The organism is Streptomyces sp. NPDC096193 (assembly GCF_040302905.1).
Lineage (GTDB): Bacteria > Actinomycetota > Actinomycetes > Streptomycetales > Streptomycetaceae > Streptomyces.
On record NZ_JBEOSJ010000002.1, the window covers coordinates 120704 to 137437 of the forward strand.

Annotated in this window: 14 protein-coding genes and 1 riboswitch; of the genes, 9 read left to right on the top strand and 5 right to left on the bottom strand. The window is 71.8% G+C overall.

Annotated elements, in window-relative coordinates; translation table 11 throughout:
- Window positions 1–25: 25 nt before the first annotated feature.
- The 3 genes from ABTX78_RS03260 to ABTX78_RS03270 all read left to right on the top strand — a co-directional run bounded on the left by ABTX78_RS03260 (window position 26) and on the right by ABTX78_RS03270 (window position 3617).
- Window positions 26–1393, top strand: a complete 1368-nt coding sequence (locus tag ABTX78_RS03260) for a M16 family metallopeptidase (RefSeq protein ID WP_352205491.1) — start codon at window positions 26–28, stop codon at window positions 1391–1393.
- A gap of 259 nt (window positions 1394–1652) precedes the next feature.
- Window positions 1653–1824, top strand: a riboswitch (cyclic di-AMP (ydaO/yuaA leader).
- Between the two features lie 13 nt (window positions 1825–1837).
- On the top strand, window positions 1838–2623 hold the full coding sequence (locus ABTX78_RS03265; protein WP_352205111.1) for a M23 family metallopeptidase: 786 nt from the start codon (window positions 1838–1840) through the stop codon (window positions 2621–2623).
- Window positions 2624–2939: 316 nt separating this feature from the next.
- Window positions 2940–3617 carry a GntR family transcriptional regulator gene (locus ABTX78_RS03270; protein WP_352205112.1) on the top strand — a complete coding sequence of 226 codons (678 nt, stop codon included), beginning with the start codon at window positions 2940–2942 and terminating at the stop codon, window positions 3615–3617.
- Between the two features lie 209 nt (window positions 3618–3826).
- Here ABTX78_RS03270 and ABTX78_RS03275 read toward each other — a convergent pair whose 3' ends face one another.
- The gene (locus ABTX78_RS03275) at window positions 3827–4108 is read right to left on the bottom strand and encodes an HPr family phosphocarrier protein (protein WP_313943649.1); all 282 of its coding nucleotides are present in this window, start codon (window positions 4106–4108) and stop codon (window positions 3827–3829) included.
- 163 nt (window positions 4109–4271) lie between these two features.
- Between ABTX78_RS03275 and ABTX78_RS03280 the strand changes: the two genes are divergently transcribed.
- The 4 genes from ABTX78_RS03280 to ABTX78_RS03295 all read left to right on the top strand — a co-directional run bounded on the left by ABTX78_RS03280 (window position 4272) and on the right by ABTX78_RS03295 (window position 9732).
- Window positions 4272–7142 (top strand): bifunctional acetate--CoA ligase family protein/GNAT family N-acetyltransferase, encoded by a 2871-nt coding sequence (locus tag ABTX78_RS03280; protein WP_352205113.1) that lies wholly within the window; start codon window positions 4272–4274, stop codon window positions 7140–7142.
- A gap of 37 nt (window positions 7143–7179) precedes the next feature.
- A complete protein-coding gene (locus ABTX78_RS03285) occupies window positions 7180–7764 on the top strand; it encodes a DUF5998 family protein (RefSeq protein WP_352205114.1) in 585 nt (194 codons plus the stop codon).
- On the top strand, window positions 7764–8999 hold the full coding sequence (locus ABTX78_RS03290) for an alkaline phosphatase family protein (protein WP_352205115.1): 1236 nt from the start codon (window positions 7764–7766) through the stop codon (window positions 8997–8999). The genes ABTX78_RS03285 and ABTX78_RS03290 overlap by 1 nt, the downstream gene beginning before the upstream one ends.
- Before the next feature lie 67 nt (window positions 9000–9066).
- The gene (locus tag ABTX78_RS03295) at window positions 9067–9732 is read left to right on the top strand and encodes a thymidine kinase (protein ID WP_313943644.1); all 666 of its coding nucleotides are present in this window, start codon (window positions 9067–9069) and stop codon (window positions 9730–9732) included.
- Here the strand turns inward: ABTX78_RS03295 and ABTX78_RS03300 are convergent.
- Window positions 9707–10474 (bottom strand): VOC family protein, encoded by a 768-nt coding sequence (locus ABTX78_RS03300; RefSeq protein ID WP_352205116.1) that lies wholly within the window; start codon window positions 10472–10474, stop codon window positions 9707–9709. The two genes, ABTX78_RS03295 and ABTX78_RS03300, sit on opposite strands and share 26 nt — an antisense overlap.
- A 227-nt stretch (window positions 10475–10701) precedes the next feature.
- On the opposite strand from ABTX78_RS03300, the gene ABTX78_RS03305 reads away from it, so the two are divergent.
- A complete protein-coding gene (locus ABTX78_RS03305; protein WP_352205117.1) occupies window positions 10702–11529 on the top strand; it encodes a sulfurtransferase in 828 nt (275 codons plus the stop codon).
- Window positions 11530–11650: 121 nt separating this feature from the next.
- Here ABTX78_RS03305 and sepH read toward each other — a convergent pair whose 3' ends face one another.
- Window positions 11651–12694, bottom strand: a complete 1044-nt coding sequence (gene sepH / locus ABTX78_RS03310) for a septation protein SepH (RefSeq protein ID WP_352205118.1) — start codon at window positions 12692–12694, stop codon at window positions 11651–11653.
- 482 nt (window positions 12695–13176) lie between these two features.
- Between sepH and ABTX78_RS03315 the strand changes: the two genes are divergently transcribed.
- A complete protein-coding gene (locus ABTX78_RS03315; RefSeq protein ID WP_352205119.1) occupies window positions 13177–14028 on the top strand; it encodes a hypothetical protein in 852 nt (283 codons plus the stop codon).
- A gap of 93 nt (window positions 14029–14121) precedes the next feature.
- On the opposite strand, the gene ABTX78_RS03320 is transcribed toward ABTX78_RS03315, so the two are convergent.
- Window positions 14122–15444 carry a D-arabinono-1,4-lactone oxidase gene (locus ABTX78_RS03320; RefSeq protein ID WP_352205120.1) on the bottom strand — a complete coding sequence of 441 codons (1323 nt, stop codon included), beginning with the start codon at window positions 15442–15444 and terminating at the stop codon, window positions 14122–14124.
- On the bottom strand, window positions 15401–16648 hold the full coding sequence (locus tag ABTX78_RS03325; protein ID WP_352205121.1) for an MFS transporter: 1248 nt from the start codon (window positions 16646–16648) through the stop codon (window positions 15401–15403). Before ABTX78_RS03325 ends, ABTX78_RS03320 begins: the two co-directional genes overlap by 44 nt.
- Window positions 16649–16734: the final 86 nt, after the last annotated feature.

A 16734-nucleotide genomic window follows, 5' to 3' on the forward strand; every position in this document is an offset into this window, starting at 1 on the left:
CGACGCCGCCGAGCCGTTGACCGCGATGACGTTCCACCCGCAGCCGCAGGCGGGTACCGCCAGGCCGTGGGCCTTCCCCGCGCCCGACCGCGGCACCCTGGACAACGGTCTGACCGTCCTGCGGTGCCACCGGCCCGGTCAGCAGGTCGTGGCCGTGGAGATCTCTCTCGACGCCCCCCTCGACGCCGAGCCGGAGGGCCTCGACGGCGTCGCCACGATCATGGCGCGCGCCCTGTCCGAGGGCACCGACAAGCACTCCGCCGAGGAGTTCGCCGCCGAGCTGGAGCGCTGTGGGGCCACCCTCGACGCCCACGCAGACCACCCCGGCGTCCGGGTCTCGCTGGAGGTCCCGGTCTCCCGGCTCCCCAAGGCGCTCGGGCTGCTCGCCGAGGCCCTGCGTGCCCCCGCCTTCGACGACAGCGAGGTCGAGCGGCTGGTGCGCAACCGGCTGGACGAGATCCCGCACGAGATGGCCAACCCGGCCCGCCGCGCCGCCAAGGAGCTGTCCAAGCAGCTCTTCCCGGCATCGCTGCGGATGTCGCGCCCGCGTCAGGGCACTGAGGAGACGGTGGCCCGGATCGACGCCGCGGGCGTCCGGGCGTTCTACGACGCCCATGTCCGGCCCGCTACCGCGACCGCGGTGATCGTCGGCGACCTCACCGGGGTCGACCTCGACGCCGTGCTCGCCGAGACCCTCGGCGAGTGGACGGGCGACACCGCGCAGTCCCGGCCCGTCCCGGCGATCACCGCGGACGACACCGGTCGCGTGATCATCGTGGACCGGCCCGGAGCCGTGCAGACGCAGCTGCTGATCGGCCGCGTCGGCCCGGACCGCCACGACCGCGTCTGGCCCGCCCAGGTGCTCGGTGCGTACTGCCTCGGCGGCACGCTCACCTCCCGTCTCGACCGCGTGCTGCGCGAGGAGAAGGGCTACACCTACGGCGTACGGGCCTTCGGCCAGGTCCTGCGCTCGGCACCCGACGGCACGGGCGCCTCTCTGCTCGCCATCAGCGGCTCGGTGGACACCCCCAACACCGGCCCGGCGCTGGACGATCTGTGGAAGGTGCTGCGCACGCTGGCGGACGGGGGTCTCACCGACGCCGAGCGCGATGTCGCCGTGCAGAACCTGGTGGGTGTCGCCCCGCTGAAGTACGAGACGGCGGCGTCCGTCGCGAGCACCCTCGTCGATCAGGTCGAGCAGCACCTGCCCGACGACTACCAGGCGCAGCTGTATGTGCGGCTGGCCGAGACGGGCACGGTGGAGGCGACGGCAGCGGCCGTCAGCGCCTTCCCCCAGGACCGTCTCGTCACGGTGCTCGTGGGTGACGCGTCCGCGATCGAGGAACCGGTCAAGGCCCTCGGCATCGGTGAAGTGACGGTTGTCACCAGCTGATTGAGGCCGTCGCCCCGCTTCTGCTTCTCGGCGGAGCGGCTTCCGCCTCCCGGTGGAGCGGTCTTCGCGGTCCGGTGGGCGCGGCCAGGGAACCCCGGCATCACACGATGCCGGGGTTCCGCTGTTTGCCCGATTTGCTGCGGGGCTTCCCCTCTGCCCTGTGGCATGCGCTACAAACAGGGCTGTCTGTTTGGTGATTGAAAGTTGCCACGCTTAGCGTCGGTCCGGCTGTTCGCCAGTACCGCCGCATCCGCGGCACGGACAGCCATCGCCGAGTCCCCGTCAGGCGCGAGCCTGGGGAGCCGGGGACCCACACGCAGTCCCTGGGGTGAATCGGATGCCTTCGCAGCTGTGCCGCGGCGGAGGCGCCCGTAGGAGACCTTCCTGCTCCGAACCCGTCAGCTAACCCGGTAGGCGAGAAGGAAGGAAAGGACCAGCCACTTCATGGCGTTCGCCCGTCCCACCGGGAAGCACCGTGCCCCGAACCGTGTGACGCGCAGAGGCGCGAGCATCGCCGGCGTCGCGGCCCTTGCCACCACCGGCGTCATCGGAACCCTCGCCTCTCCGTCGCTGGCCGCCGAGACCGGATCCGCCGCGTCCGGCACCGTCACTCTCGAGAGCACCGGCCTGAGCACGGCCGTCGGCGCCGACTCGCTCGCCACCGAGATAGCCGACCAGGCCGCGGCGCAGGAGCAGGAGGCCGAAGAGGCCGTCGCCCGCGCCAAGGCCGCCGCCGAGGCCGAGCGCAAGGCCGAGGCCCGCGCCAAGGAGGCCCGCGAGGCCCGGGAGCGTGCCGCCCGCGCGGCCGAGCGCAAGCGCCTGAACGCCTTCGTGTCACCGGTCTCCGGCTCGTACGTCTCCACCGGCTACCGGGCCGGCGGAGCCGTCTGGTCCTCCGGCACCCACACCGGCATCGACTTCCACGCCGCCACCGGCACCCCGGTGCACGCGGTCGGCGCGGGCACCGTCGTCGAGGCCGGCTGGGGCGGCGCCTACGGCAACAACATCGTGATCAAGATGAATGACGGCTCGTACACCCAGTACGGCCACCTGTCGTCGCTGAACGTCTCGGTCGGCGAGACCGTGACCCCTGGCCGGCAGATCGGCCTGGCCGGCTCGACCGGCAACACCACCGGGCCGCACCTGCACTTCGAGGCCCGCAGTGGCGCCGAGTACGGCTCGGACATCGACCCGGTCGCGTACCTGCGCTCGCACGGCGTCACCATCTGAGCCGCGTGACCGTCTGAAGCCCGCGGATCGTCCGGGCCGGCGGATCATCTGAGCCCGCAGACCGTCCGGGCTCGCAGATCGTCCGGGCCGGCGGATCGTCCCGGCCGCACCCAAGGCCCCGGCCCACCGCCGGGGCCTTCCGCGTGGGCCGATGTGTGCGCAGGCGCGGGCATGTCGCGTGGTGGCAAGCCGGCGACTGGCCAAAAGATATCCATGAATGCCCGCCGGGCATCGGAAAATGTGGACCGCTGCAATAGAGTCACCGAACGGTCGTCAATCGGCTGCGTTTCGCGCGGATTAAAGCGGAGGTTCGGTCATGCGCATTCCCGCGCACTCGGTATGCACGGCGATCCGCGACGACATCGTCTCCGGTGTGTTCCGGCGCGGCAGCAGACTCACCGAGGAGCAGCTGGCCCGCCGTTACGGCGTCTCGCGCGTCCCGGTGCGCGAGGCCCTGCGGACGCTGGAGTCCGAGGGCTTCGTCACCACCCGGCGTCATGCGGGCGCGTGCGTGGCGGAGCCGACCGAGCGGGAGGCGGCCGACCTGCTGGAGGTGCGGATGCTGCTGGAGCCGTTGGGTGCGGCCCGGGCGGCACAGCGGCGCACCGAGGCCCATCTCAAGGTGCTGCGCGGCCTGGTCAGGCTGGGCCAGGAGCGTGCTCGCCGTGGTCAGGGCGAGGATCTGCGTTCGCTCGGCGGCTGGTTCCACGAGACGCTCGCCCAGGCTTCCGGCAGCCCGGGCCTGATCGCTCTGCTCACCCAGCTGCGGCACAAGATCGCCTGGATGTACGTCGTGGAGCAGCCGGCCGCGCCTGTCGAGTCGTGGGCGGAGCACGGCGCGATCGTGGACGCCGTCGCACGGGGCGACGCCGAACGGGCCCGGGCGCTGACCGCCCTGCACGCCGAGCGGGCGGCGGCAGCGCACCGGCCGCGGAGCACGGAACGCGTGAGGACTTCGCAACATTCCGTAAACACCGCGAGCGCCCGCAATTAACAGTCGCGCCGTATACAAAGAGGAAGCATTCCGCGGGGGCTTCTTTTCTGCTGTCCGGATTCCTTTCACGGGACCGGAAAGTCCGGCGGAGTCGTCCGAATATCCAAGGGTGCCCGGGAAATGGCGGACGAGCCGGTCCGGGAAAGGAAAAAGCCGCGGCTTCCCGTATTCGGGACGCCGCGGCTCCTGGCCGCCGGACCGTCGGGTGGTCAGACGGTCTCGGGAAGCTCGTCGAGGCCCTCGGCCACCAGCTTGGCGAGCCGGTCAAGGGCGGCGTCGGCGCCGTCCGCGTCGGAGGCCAGCACGATCTCCTCGCCACCCTGGGCGCCCAGGCCGAGCACGGCGAGCATCGAGGCGGCGTTGACCGGGTTGCCGTCGGCCTTGGCGATCGTCACGGGGACGCCGGAAGCCGTGGCGGCACGGACGAAGATGGAAGCGGGGCGGGCGTGAAGGCCCTCGGCCCAGCCGACGTTGACGCGGCGCTCAGCCATGGTGTTGCCCTTCAAGTCTTAGCGGTTGTCTAGACCAGTCTCTCATGTACGGTCGCGGGTCGGCACCGGCCCCGGGTCCGACCGCGGACGCCTGCGGGCCATCCTCAGACTGCCGCGCCCCAACACCCTCCGCGACCGGTGATCGCGCCGTACGCTTTCTGCCATGCAGACCCAGCCGGACCACGCCTACCCCGCTCACTGGGAAGCAGACGTGGTGCTGCGCGACGGGGGCACCGCGCGCATCAGGCCGATCACCACCGAGGACGCCGATCGCCTGGTCAGTTTCTACGAACAGGTCTCGGACGAGTCGAAGTACTACCGCTTCTTCGCCCCCTACCCCCGGCTGTCCGCCAAGGACGTCCACCGGTTCACCCATCACGACTACGTGGACCGGGTGGGTCTCGCGGTCACGGTCGGCGGCGAGTTCATCGCGACCGTGCGCTTCGACCGGATCGATCCCACGGGACGCCCGGCGAGCGCGCCCGCGGACGAGGCCGAGGTCGCGTTCCTGGTCCAGGACGCGCACCAGGGCCGAGGAGTGGCCTCCGCCCTGCTCGAACACATCGCGGCGGTGGCCCGGGAGAGGGGTATCCGCCGCTTCGCGGCCGAGGTGCTGCCCGCGAACAGCAAGATGATCAAGGTTTTCCGGGACGCCGGCTACACCCAGAAGCGCAGCTTCGAGGACGGCTCCGTCCATCTCACCCTCGACCTCGAACCGACGGCGGAGTCCCTCGCGGTGCAGCGCGGCCGCGAGCAGCGTGCGGAGGCGCGCTCGGTGCAGCGGCTGCTCGCGCCGCGCTCGGTCGCGGTCATCGGCACCGGCCGGGCGCCCGGCGGTGTGGGCCGTACGGTGCTGCGCAATCTGCTGGGGGCGGGCTACACCGGCCGTACGTACGCGGTGAACCGGGCTTTCCCCGAGTCGCAGACGGAGCTGGACGGAGTGCCGGCGTTCCGTTCGGTCGGCGCGATCGTCGCCGAGACGGCGGAGCAGGTCGACCTGGCGATCGTCGCCGTACCCGCCGAACGGGTGCCGGATGTCGTCGCCGACTGCGGAGAGCACGGCGTTCAGGGCCTCGTCGTGCTGTCCGCCGGGTACGCGGAGTCGGGTGCGCAGGGACGGCTCCTCCAGCGGGAACTGGTGCGCCGGGCCAGGTCGTACGGCATGCGGATCATCGGTCCGAACGCCTTCGGCGTCATCAACACCTCGCAGGCCGTCCGGTTGAACGCCTCGCTGGCGCCCGAGACCCCGGCCGCCGGCCGCATCGGTCTGTTCACCCAGTCCGGGGCGATCGGCATCGCGCTCCTCGCGGGGCTGCACCGCAGGGGCGCCGGGCTCTCCTCCTTCATCTCGTCCGGCAACCGCGCGGACGTGTCCGGCAACGACTTCCTCCAGTACTGGTACGAGGACCAGGACACCGATGTCGTCCTGCTCTACCTGGAGACGATCGGCAATCCGCGCAAGTTCTCCCGCCTCGCCCGGCGCACGGCGGCGGTCAAGCCGGTCGTCGTCGTCAAGGGCGCCCGGCACAGCGGCAGCGAGCCGCCCGGTCATGCGGTGCCGGTGACCCGTGTCCCGGACGCGACGGTCGGTGCGCTGCTCCGCCAGGCGGGTGTGATCCGGGTCGACACCGTCACGGAACTCGTCGACGCCGGCATCCTCCTCGCCGACCAGCCCCTGCCCGCGGGCCCACGGGTCGCCATCCTCGGCAATTCCGAGTCCCTCGGTCTGCTCACCTACGACGCCTGCCTCGCGGCCGGTCTGCGCCCGCTGCCCCCGCTGGACCTGACGACGGCGGCGACGCCGTCGGACTTCCGCGCGGCACTGGCGCGGGCCCTGGCGGACGAGGGCTGCGACTCGGTGGTGGTGACGGCCATTCCGTGGGTGGGGGAGGACGGCGATCCCCAGGCGGGCCATGGCGAGGTCCTGGCGGCGGCGCTCCGTGACGCGGCCGCCACCGCCCCGGCGAAGCCGGTCATGGTGGTGCACGTCGAACTCGGCGGTCTCGCGGACGCACTGTCGGCGGCGACCAGCACACGCACCGCTCCCGGACAGCCGTCTCCGGCCGCGGCGCCGCCCGGGGGAGCCCCGGACACGCGCGGCCCCGCCGACGTGAGCGAGACCGACGGAGCCGCGCAGGACGCGTCCGGCGCCCGTCCCGCGGGCAGCCGCATCCCCGCCTATCCCGCGGCCGAGCGGGCCGTCCGTGCCCTGTCCGAAGCGGTCGGCTACGCCCAGTGGCGACGCCAGGCCGCGGACCCGGGGCGGGTCCCCGAGTACGACGACATCGACGAGAGCGGTGCCGGCGCCCGGATCGAGGCGCTGCTCCAGGCCCCGGGAGACGCCCGCGGCATCACCCTCGCCCCCGCCGACGCCCACGATCTGCTCGCCCGGTACGGGATCCATGTGCGGCCGACCCTGCCGGCTCCCGGGCCGGACGACGCCGTCAGGGCCGCCGCCCGGCTCGGCTACCCCGTCGCTCTCAAGACCACCGCCCCCCACCTGCGGCATCGCGCCGATCTCGGCGGTGTGCGGCTGGATCTGGCCAACGAGGAGCAACTGCGGCAGGCGTACACCGAGTTGACGGAGCTGCTCGGGAAGCCCGCGGAGCTGCAGCCGGTCGTGCAGGCGATGGCTCCGCGCGGGGTCGACACCGTGGTGCGCGCCGCCCTCGATCCCGCCGTGGGCGCGGTGCTCTCCTTCGGACTCGCGGGCGCCCCCTCCGAGCTGCTCGGGGACACCTCGCACCGTCTCGTTCCGGCCACGGATCGCGACGCGGCCGAGCTGATCCGGTCGATCCGCTCGGCTCCGCTGCTGTTCGGCTGGCGGGGTTCGGCGCCCGTCGACACTCCTGCCCTGGAGGAACTGCTGCTCCGCGTGTCACGACTGGTCGACGACCATCCGGAAGTGATCGGGATCAGTCTTGAACCGGTCGTTGTCGCTCAACACGGGCTCACGGTCCTCGGCGCGTCCGTCCGCCTCGCCCCACCTGCCACCCAGACCGACCTGGGACCCCGACGACTCCCCAGCTACTGAACGCTCACCGCTGTCGGGGCCCCGTAGGATGGGCCCCATGGCGAAGACCGGTACGACGACCCAGGGGCTGCGCGCGGCGATCGAGCGCAGCGGCTACTACCCGGCTCTCGTGGCCGAGGCGGTGGAGGCCGCCGTCGGAGGCGAGCAGATCGCGTCCTACCTGGTGCACCAGGAGACCACGTTCGACGCCAATGAGGTGCGCCGTCATGTGACGGTCCTCGTGCTGACGGCCAACCGCTTCATCGTGAGCCACACCGACGAGCAGGCCGCCGACTCCAGCTCACCGACGCCGTACGCCACCACCTCCACCGAATCGGTCAAGCTCAGCCGGATCTCGTCGGTCGTGGTCAGCCGGGTCGTGGCCAATCCGGAGTCGTACACCCCCGGCACCCTGCCCCGTGAGGTCGTCCTCACGATCGGCTGGGGCGCCGTCTCCCGGCTCGATCTGGAGCCCGCCGCCTGCGGCGATCCCAACTGCGAGGCGGACCACGGCTACACCGGCAGTTCCACCGCGGACGACCTGAGCCTGCGAGTCAGCGAGGCCGGCGACGGACCCGACACGGTCCGCCAGACGCTCGTCTTCGCCCAGGCGCTCTCCGAAGCCACGGCAGCCACGCGCTGATGGCCCGGCCCGCTGCCTGGAGAGACGACTCGACCCCGACCTCGGAGCCTGCCGGCTGGGGGAACGTCCACCCCGCCCCGCTCGGCGTCGACACCGCGCCCGTGCCCGCCTACGGCACCGGCTCCCTCGCCGACCTGCTGCCGACGCTCGCCGCCGGTCTGGGCGTCCCCGGCTTCACCCGGAGCATCCCCGAGCTCACCCCCGCCGACCGGAACTGCGTCTTCCTGATCGACGGACTGGGCTGGGAGCAGATCAAGAACCACCCCGACGAGGCCCCTTACCTCACCTCGCTGCTCGGCACCTCGCGCGGCGGCACGGGACGCCCCATCACGGTCGGCTTCCCCGCCACCACCGCGACCTCGCTGGCCTCCGTCGGCACGGGTCTGCCGCCCGGTGAGCACGGCCTGCCCGGCTACACCGTCCGCGACCCCGACGCGGGCACTCTGATGAACCAGCTGCGCTGGAAGCCGTGGACGCCGCCGAAGGTCTGGCAGCCGTACCCAACGGTCTTCCAGCTCGTGGACGCGGCGGGCGTGCACACCGCGCAGGTCTCCTCACCGACCTTCGAGCAGACCCCGCTCACGCAGGTCGCGCTCAGCGGAGGAACGTTTCACGGACGGCTCGGGGCCGAGGAGCGGATGGACCTGGCGGCCGAGCAACTGGCCGCCGGTGACCGCTCGCTGGTCTATACGTACTACAGCGAGGTCGACGGCAAGGGCCACCGTTTCGGTGTCGACTCGGACGCCTGGCGCGGCCAGCTGATGTATGTCGACCGACTGGTGCAGCGACTGGCCGAGCAACTGCCGCCCCGCTCCGCGCTGTACGTCACCGCCGACCACGGCATGATCGACATCCCCTTCGACGAGCAGTCGCGCATCGACTTCGACGAGGACTGGGAACTTCGCGCCGGAGTCGCCCTGCTGGGCGGCGAGGGCCGCGCCCGTCATGTCTACGCGGTGCCCGGCGCCGAGGCCGACGTCCTCGCCGTCTGGCGCGAGGTGCTCGGCGAGCAGTTCTGGGTGGCGGGCCGCGAGGAGGCGATCGAGGCGGGCTGGTTCGGTCCCGTGATCGACGACCGCGTGCACGGCCGGATCGGCGATGTGGTGGCCGCGGCCTGCGACGACGTCGTGGTGACCGCCTCCGTGCGTGAGCCGAACGAGTCGGCCATGGTCGGGATGCACGGCTCGATGACCCCCGTCGAGCAGCTCGTGCCGCTGATCGAAGTACGCTCGTAGCCGTTTCGCTGCCCCGTACCTCACCCCCTGAACGACGCCCACAGACCCGAAAGGTCCTCAACCTCCCATGCCCGAGCTGGTGTTCTTCTCCGGAACCATGGACTGCGGAAAGAGCACCCTCGCTCTTCAGATCGAGCACAACCGGTCCACGCGTGGTCTCCAGGGCATGATCTTCACGCGCGACGACCGGGCCGGTGAGGGCAAGCTCTCCTCCCGGCTCGGCCTGGTGACCGACGCGGTCGAGGCCGCGGAGGGCTTCGACTTCTACGCGTACCTGGTCGAGAGCCTCTCCCAGGGCGGCCGTTGCGACTACGTGATCGCCGACGAGGCGCAGTTCCTCGCGCCGGAGCAGATCGACCAGCTCGCCCGTGTGGTGGACGACCTGGACCTGGACGTCTTCGCCTTCGGCATCACGACCGACTTCCGCTCCAAGCTCTTCCCGGGCTCGCAGCGGCTGGTGGAACTCGCGGACCGGGTCGAGGTGCTTCAGGTCGAGGCGCTGTGCTGGTGCGGCGCTCGGGCCACGCACAACGCCCGTACGGTCGGCGGGGTGATGGTCGTCGAAGGCGCCCAGGTCGTGGTCGGGGACGTCAACGCGGGCGACGAGGTGGGCTACGAGGTGTTGTGCCGGCGGCACCATCGGCGCCGGATGACCGCTGCGAGCGCCCGTGCCGCGACGCTGTCCCCGGACGTTCTGCCGGTGGACGTCAACGGAGTGACCGTACGATCGTGAACACCGCGCCCTCCGGGTCGGCGACCCTCGCAAGCCGTCCGTGGGGCCCGTCCGCGGGCGGTTCGAGGACCTGGCCGCCGAGCCTGGCGATCTGGCGTGCGGTCATGTCGGGGTCCTCGACCTCGAACCAGGTCATCCAGTGGCTGCCCCGGTCGCGGGTCCGGGACGGGACGCCGTGCAGGGCGGCCACGGGACGGCCGTCCAGGCACAGCGTCACCCGGTCCTCGCCGGGATCGCCGCCGGGCTCGATGTCGTAGCCGAAAACGGCTTGGTAGAACTTCGCGACGGACTGCGTCTCCGTGGTGAGCAGCTCGTTCCACACCGGCGTGCCATGTGTGCCGTGCAGGGCGGTCCCCGCGTGTGCGGCCGGTTGCCACAGACCGAACACGGCGCCCGCCAGGTCGGTCACGATCGCCATGCGGCCGGCGTCGCCGGCGTCCAGCGGGCCGACGCCCACCGTGCCACCGCAGCTGCGGACCGCCTCCGCGGTCACATCCGCGTCGTCGGTCGCCAGATACGGCGTCCACGCGGTCGGCAGATGCCGGTCGACGGGCAGCCGTCCGATGCCCGCGACCTCGTTGCCGTCGATCAGGGCGCGGACGTACGGGCCGAGTTGCTGCGGCCCGGGCGAGAACTCCCAGCCGAACAGCTCGCCGTAGAAAGCCTGAGTCGCCTCAAGGCCGTGCACCATCAAGCTGACCCAGCAGGGTGTGCCGGGCGTGTGCCGAGTCGCCTCGGTCATTGTCTTCTCTCTCCTCGGACCATCGTGGTGGCCGTGCGGGGGAACAGGATGTGGGCCGTTGTGCGGAACGGCCGGTCGCCCCAGCAGATGCTTGCACTCCAAAGCGTCCGACGCGCCCCGGCCGCGCCGGATTTGGCGGGTTCCCGATGGAGGATGCCCGTTTTGAGGCGGCACATCCGAATCAGCGGCGTTACGGGAGGGGCCGGTGCTGCGCGAGGATGGCTTTCATGAACCCCATCATCCCCGCCGCCGAGCTCGCGAGTGAGCTGGCCGGCCCCCGCCCGCCGGTGCTCCTCGACGTCCGCTACCAGCTCGGCGGGCCGCACGGGCGGCCCGACTACGACGCCGGCCACATCCCCGGCGCGGTCTTCGTCGATCTGGACGCGGAACTGGCCAACCCGCCCGGAGCGGCGGGCCGCCATCCGCTGCCCGATCCTTCCGTGTTCGGAGCGGTGATGCGCCGCGCCGGAGTCTCCTCCGGCACGCCCGTGGTCACGTACGACGCGGCCCAGGGGTGGGCGGCCGCCCGCGCCTGGTGGCTCCTGCGCTGGACCGGCCACACCGATGTACGGGTCCTGGACGGCGGCCTCGCGGCGTGGACCGGGCCGCTGGAGACCGACGCACCGGAGCCCGAGGAGGGCGATTTCCTGCCCGCCCCGGGGGCGCTGCGGGTCCTGACGGCGGACGCCGCGGCCGCGCTGGCGCGCTCGGGCCTGCTCCTGGACGCCCGCGCGGGGGAGCGGTACCGGGGTGAGGTCGAACCGATCGACAAGGTGGCGGGCCACATCCCCGGCGCGGTCTCGGCCCCGACGACCGAGAATCTGGACGACAAGGGCCGCTTCCTCCCGCCCCAGGCGCTGGGGGCACGCTTCGCGGCGCTGGGAGCCGAACCCGGTACGGAGATCGGCGTCTACTGCGGTTCGGGCGTTTCCGCCGCCCAGGAGGTCCTCGCCCTGGAACTGGCGGGCTTCCACCCCGCCCTCTACGCCGGCTCCTGGTCGGAGTGGTCCCAGGACCCGGACCGCCCGGTGGCGACGGGCCCGGACAGGGGTTAGGTCCTGGCGTTCGGATCCGGCCCGGTCCGAACGAAAGGGCCTGGGCGCCCGCCGGCATCCGGACGGGACAGGCGAAGGGCCCGGCACTCACGGTGCCGGGCCCTTCGCGTCACTTCACCTGCTACTCCTGCTTCTTGCGCCGCGTGCCGAAGACGATCTCGTCCCAGCTCGGGACCGCCGCACGCCGGCCCGGACGGACGCCGTCCGCCTCGGCCTGGCGGTCCGTGGTGCCGGTCAGACGGTCGCGGTGACCCGCCACCGACCGGGGCATCAGCACATCCGCGTACGCCGAACCCGCGCCCGCGGAGGCCGCCGGAGCCACCGGCTCCTCCGCCTCGGGCTCCTGCGCGGGCTCCGCCGGCGGCTCGGGCGGGGCCGGGCGCTCCGGCACCACCATGTCGCCGCGGAAGCTCGGTACCGCCTCCAGCAGACTCGTCAGCGAATCGCGCTCACTGGTGCCGTTGCCGTTGCCGTTGTCCTCCGCCGACGGGGGCTCCGCCGGACGCTCCGTGCCACGGTCCAGCGGCCGGTCACGCGGCAGCCGCGCGATGCGCGGGACGAACGGAAAGCTCGGCTCCTGCGAGGCGATCGTGTCGTCGGTCTCGCCGATCAGCGCGCGCGCCTCGTCGTCGACGGCCTGGACGAGCCGCCGCGGCGGGTCGTACGTCCAGCTCGCCGAGTGCGGTTCGCCCGCCACCCGGTAGACCAGCAGCACTTCCCAGGTGCCGTCGTCACGGCGCCACGAGTCCCACTGCACGGCGTCCTTCTCCGCGCCGCGCAGGGTCAGCCGCTCCTGCACGGCCTCTCCGAGCTGCGGTCCGGTGTTCTCGCCGGGGCGGCGCACGGGAGTCTTGCGTGCCCGCTCCGCCATGAACGCGCGCTCGGCGAGCACGGGCCCCTCGAAGCGGCGTACGCGGTCGACCGGGATGCCGGCCATCTGCGCGACCTCTTCGGCGGAGGCACCTGCGCGTATACGTGCCTGGATGTCGCGGGGACGGAGGTGGCTCTCCACCTCGATCTCGATCTGCCCGAGGCGGGCGCGGTCGTTGCGCACGGCGGCGCGCAGCCGCTCATCAATCGGAAGCGTGTATTCCGTGCTGTCCGCAGCCTTGAGCACCAGTCGTGTGCCGTCGTTGGAGACGGCCACGACACGCAGTTCGGGCATGGGGACCTCCCGGGTGGTGCCTGCCGACGTCACGTGCGTCGCTGCTTCCGCTAGTCGAGTGTGGCCTGCCCGGGTGCAGCCTGCCACAACCTTGCCGAGTTGCCCGGCGTGTCGGGCACAGGCCCTGGATCGCCGTTATGGCACGGTTACCTGTTCGGCACTCAGCGTGACCATCGGTCACTCTGCGTGCAGGTTCCCGTGCGGTACCGCGGCGCCGCCGGATCGAGCGCCACATTCGGCCCCCTACCTGGGGTCCTGGCATCCACAAGGGACGCCGGGCCCAGGGCTCGCCACAGTACTCCATTCGGGCCATGTGGGTGGACTGCCGCGCCGCCGAACTTCTGCCTGCGTACGGCAGTTCGGGGCGGGGGCGTGGGTGACGGGTGTCGTGATTCACAGAATCTTCCCAAAGGGAACTATTCACTTCGCTCGTTTGTCCTTCATTGGTACAGACGTGACAGAAGGGCAAGCAGGGACTGAGGATGCATCAGAAGCCGGACACCGGAGCACAGCGCACGGAAGAGGGAGGACAGCGACTGGACCTGAGCGTCCCGCAAGTGGCGGGCAGCGGGCTCGCGGCGATCGCGGCGGCGGTGCTCGCCTCCCAACTCGGCGTCTACGGCACGATCATCGGGGCGGGCCTCGTCAGTGTCATCGCCACCTGTGGCGGCTCGGTGTTCCAGCACTTCTTCCGGCGCACCGGAGAGCAGATCCGCGATGTGACGGTCCAGGCGAAGCCGAGGGGCCGTCAGGTGCCGCTGCCTCCGGCCGACGACGCGACACAGATGCTCCGGCAGGTCCACCGGGACGAAGCACGGGAGGAGTTCAGCGCGGCGAGTACCCATGGCACCCGCGTCCGCGGCTGGAAGCGGCCCCTCGTCGCGGCGTCCGTGGTGTTCGGGGTGGCCATGCTCGGGATCACCGGGTACGAGGTGGCCTCCGGGTCCGAGCTGGGCGGCGGCAACGGCACGACCGTCGGCTCGGCCGTCCGCGGCGGAGGCGGCGGGGGCGGGGAGAGCGGGAATCCCTCGCCGGCCACCAGCCCGTCGCAGAGTCCCGACGACAACCGCGATCAGGGGCGCTCTCCGGAGGGGGAGACGAACACGAGCCCCGATAGCGGCCGTTCACAGGATTCCGGGACCGGCCGGCAGGGCGACGGAGCGCACACCGAGCCGACCACCCCCGACTCGTCGCCGTCCACCGGCGACGACGGGACACAGCGCCCCACGCCCACGCCCACACCGACTCCCACGCCGTCCGGCTCCGCCCCGGATCCCGGTTCCGGCACCGGAACAGGAACCGGCGCGGACGCGGGCACCGACGGCGCCCGGTGAACGGACTGCGGCACCGACGACGGCCGGTGAACGGACGCGGGTACTGACGACAGCCGGTGAACGGTCTCCGGGCCGGGGACGCCCAGTGAGCGGTCAGTCGCCCAGGACCCGCCGGAGATAGTCGTTCCCGAACCGCCGCTCCGGGTCCAGCCGGTCACGCAGCGCCGTGAACTCGCCGAAGCGCGGGTACACCTCGGCGAAGTACTCCGCGTCACGGGTATTCACCTTGCCCCAGTGCGGCCGGCCGCCGTGCGCGGTCATGATGCGCTCGACCGCCGTGAAGTACGACTGGTAGGGCGTCCCGCGGTACATGTGCACCGCGATGTAGGCGCTCTCCCGGCCCGAGGCCGTGGACAGCGTGATGTCGTCGGCCGGGGCCGTGCGGACCTCCACCGGGAAGCTGACCCTGAGCGGGGAGCGCTCGATCATTGCCTTCACCTCGCGCAGCGCAGCCACCGCGGTCTCCCGCGGGAGCGCGTATTCCATCTCCATGAAGCGCACCCGGCGCGGTGAAGTGAAGACTTTGTACGGGATGTCGGTGTAGGTGCGGGCGGACAGCGCCCGGCTGGAGACCTTGGCGATCGCGGGGATGGTCGCCGGTACGGTCCGGCCCACCGAATTGACCACCTGGAACAGCCCGTTGGAGAGCAGCTCGTCCTCGATCCAGCCGCTGACCGTGCCGGGAGGGGCCGCCGGGCCCATGCTGCGGTTGTTGCGCTTGGTGTTGCAGTTGCCGGTGTGCGGGAACCAGTAGAACTCGAAGTGCTCGTTCTCCGCGTGCAGCGCGTCGAACTCCGCGGTGACCCTGTCGAAGGTCATCGGTTCCTCGCGCGCCCTCAGCAGAAAGATCGGCTCCACGGCGAAGGTGATCGCCGTGATCACGCCGAGAGCGCCGAGACCGATCCGGGCCGCCGCGAAGACCTCAGGACGCTCCCTCTCCGAGCACGTCAGCAACGAGCCGTCGGCCGTCACCAGTTCGAGTCCCCTGATCTGGGCGGCGATCGAGGCGGACTCGCGGCCCGTGCCATGGGTACCGGTGCTGGTGGCGCCCGCCACCGTCTGCTCCATGATGTCGCCCATGTTCGTGAGCGACAGGCCCTCCCGGGCGAGGGCCGCGTTCAGCCGCTTCAGCGGGGTGCCCGACTCGACGGTCACGGTCATCGCCGTTCGGTCGATGTGCCGGATGCCCGTGAGCAGGTCGGGCCGTATCAGCAGTCCGTCCGTGGCGGCGACGGCCGTGAAGGAGTGACCGGCACCCGCCGTCTTCACCCGCAGACCGGCCTCGGCCGCCTGCCGTACGACGTCGGCGACCTCCTCGGCCGATGCGGGGGAAGCCTCCCTGGCCGGGCGAGCGGAGACGTTTCCGGCCCAGTTACGCCACGTGCGGCTCGTGCTCGTCGTGCTGATCGTGCTCATCGGCCCGCCCCTCCCGCGTCGGCACCGGCCTGTTCAGCCGGCGATACCCCAGGAACGCCACCACGGCCGCGACGGCTCCCGCGACAGCGGGCACCGCGTACCCCGCCTCCGCTCCGGCGGCATCGACCGTCCAGCCGGCGGCCGAGGAGCCGAGCGCCACTCCGACCGCGAGGCCGGTGCTGATCCAGGTCATGCCTTCGGTCAGTTTGGTGCGCGGTACGTGCGCTTCGACGAGAGCCATCGTGGTCACCATCGTCGGTGCGATGGACAGGCCCGCGACAAAGAGCGCCACGGCCAGGAAGGTGAGGCTCCCGGCCAGTTGGAGGGGGATCATACTCACGGCCATCGCGCAGACTCCCACCAGCCACCTCCGGCCGGCCGGGCCCTTCAGGTGCAGCAGTCCGAAGACGAGGCCCGCGACGCAGGAGCCGAGCGCGTAGACCGCCAGCACGACGCTGGCCGCGGCCTTGTGCCCCTGTTCCTCCGCGAACGCCACGGTGACCACGTCGACCGCTCCGAAGATCGCGCCCGTGGCCACGAAGGTGAGCACCAGGACCTGAAGTCCGCCGGAGCGCATCGCCGACGCCCTGGTGTGCTGCTCGCGCGGATGCGGCACCGGCTCGGTGGAGCGCTGCGCGGTCAGCCAGAAGACGCCGATGAGCAGCAGGACGGCCGCCAGCAGCGGTCCCGCCTCGGGGAACCACGCCGTGGACAGACCGATGGCGACGATCGGACCGAGGATGAAGCACGCCTCGTCGACGATCGACTCCCACGCGTACGCGGTGTGCAGTTCGCGGGGCGAGCCCCGGTAGATCGCGGCCCACCGGGCGCGGACCATCGAGCCCACGCTCGGCACGCACCCGGCCGCGGCCGAGAAGACGAACAGCGTCCAGTCCGGCGCACCCTGCTGCGCGCAGACGAGCAGGCCCGCCACGGCGGCCACCGACGCGAGGGTGGCCGGACGCAGCACTCTGGCCTGGCCGTGCCGGTCCACCAGCCGGGAGATCTGCGGGCCCATCACCGCGGCCGATATGGCCAGCGTCGCCGAGAGCGCGCCGGCCAGCCCGTACCGCCCGGTGAGCTGGGAAATCATGGTCACGACGCCGATGCCCATCATCGACAGCGGCATACGGCCGAAGAACCCCGCGAAGGAGAAACCCTTGCTGCCGGGGGCGGCGAAGATGGCGCGGTAGGGACTCGGCAACGGGGCGCTCCGTAAGGCGTATCAGTGACGTTGACAGATTACGTCCGCTGGGGGAGGCCGCGCACCGCAGTTTCCGGTTCGCCTGC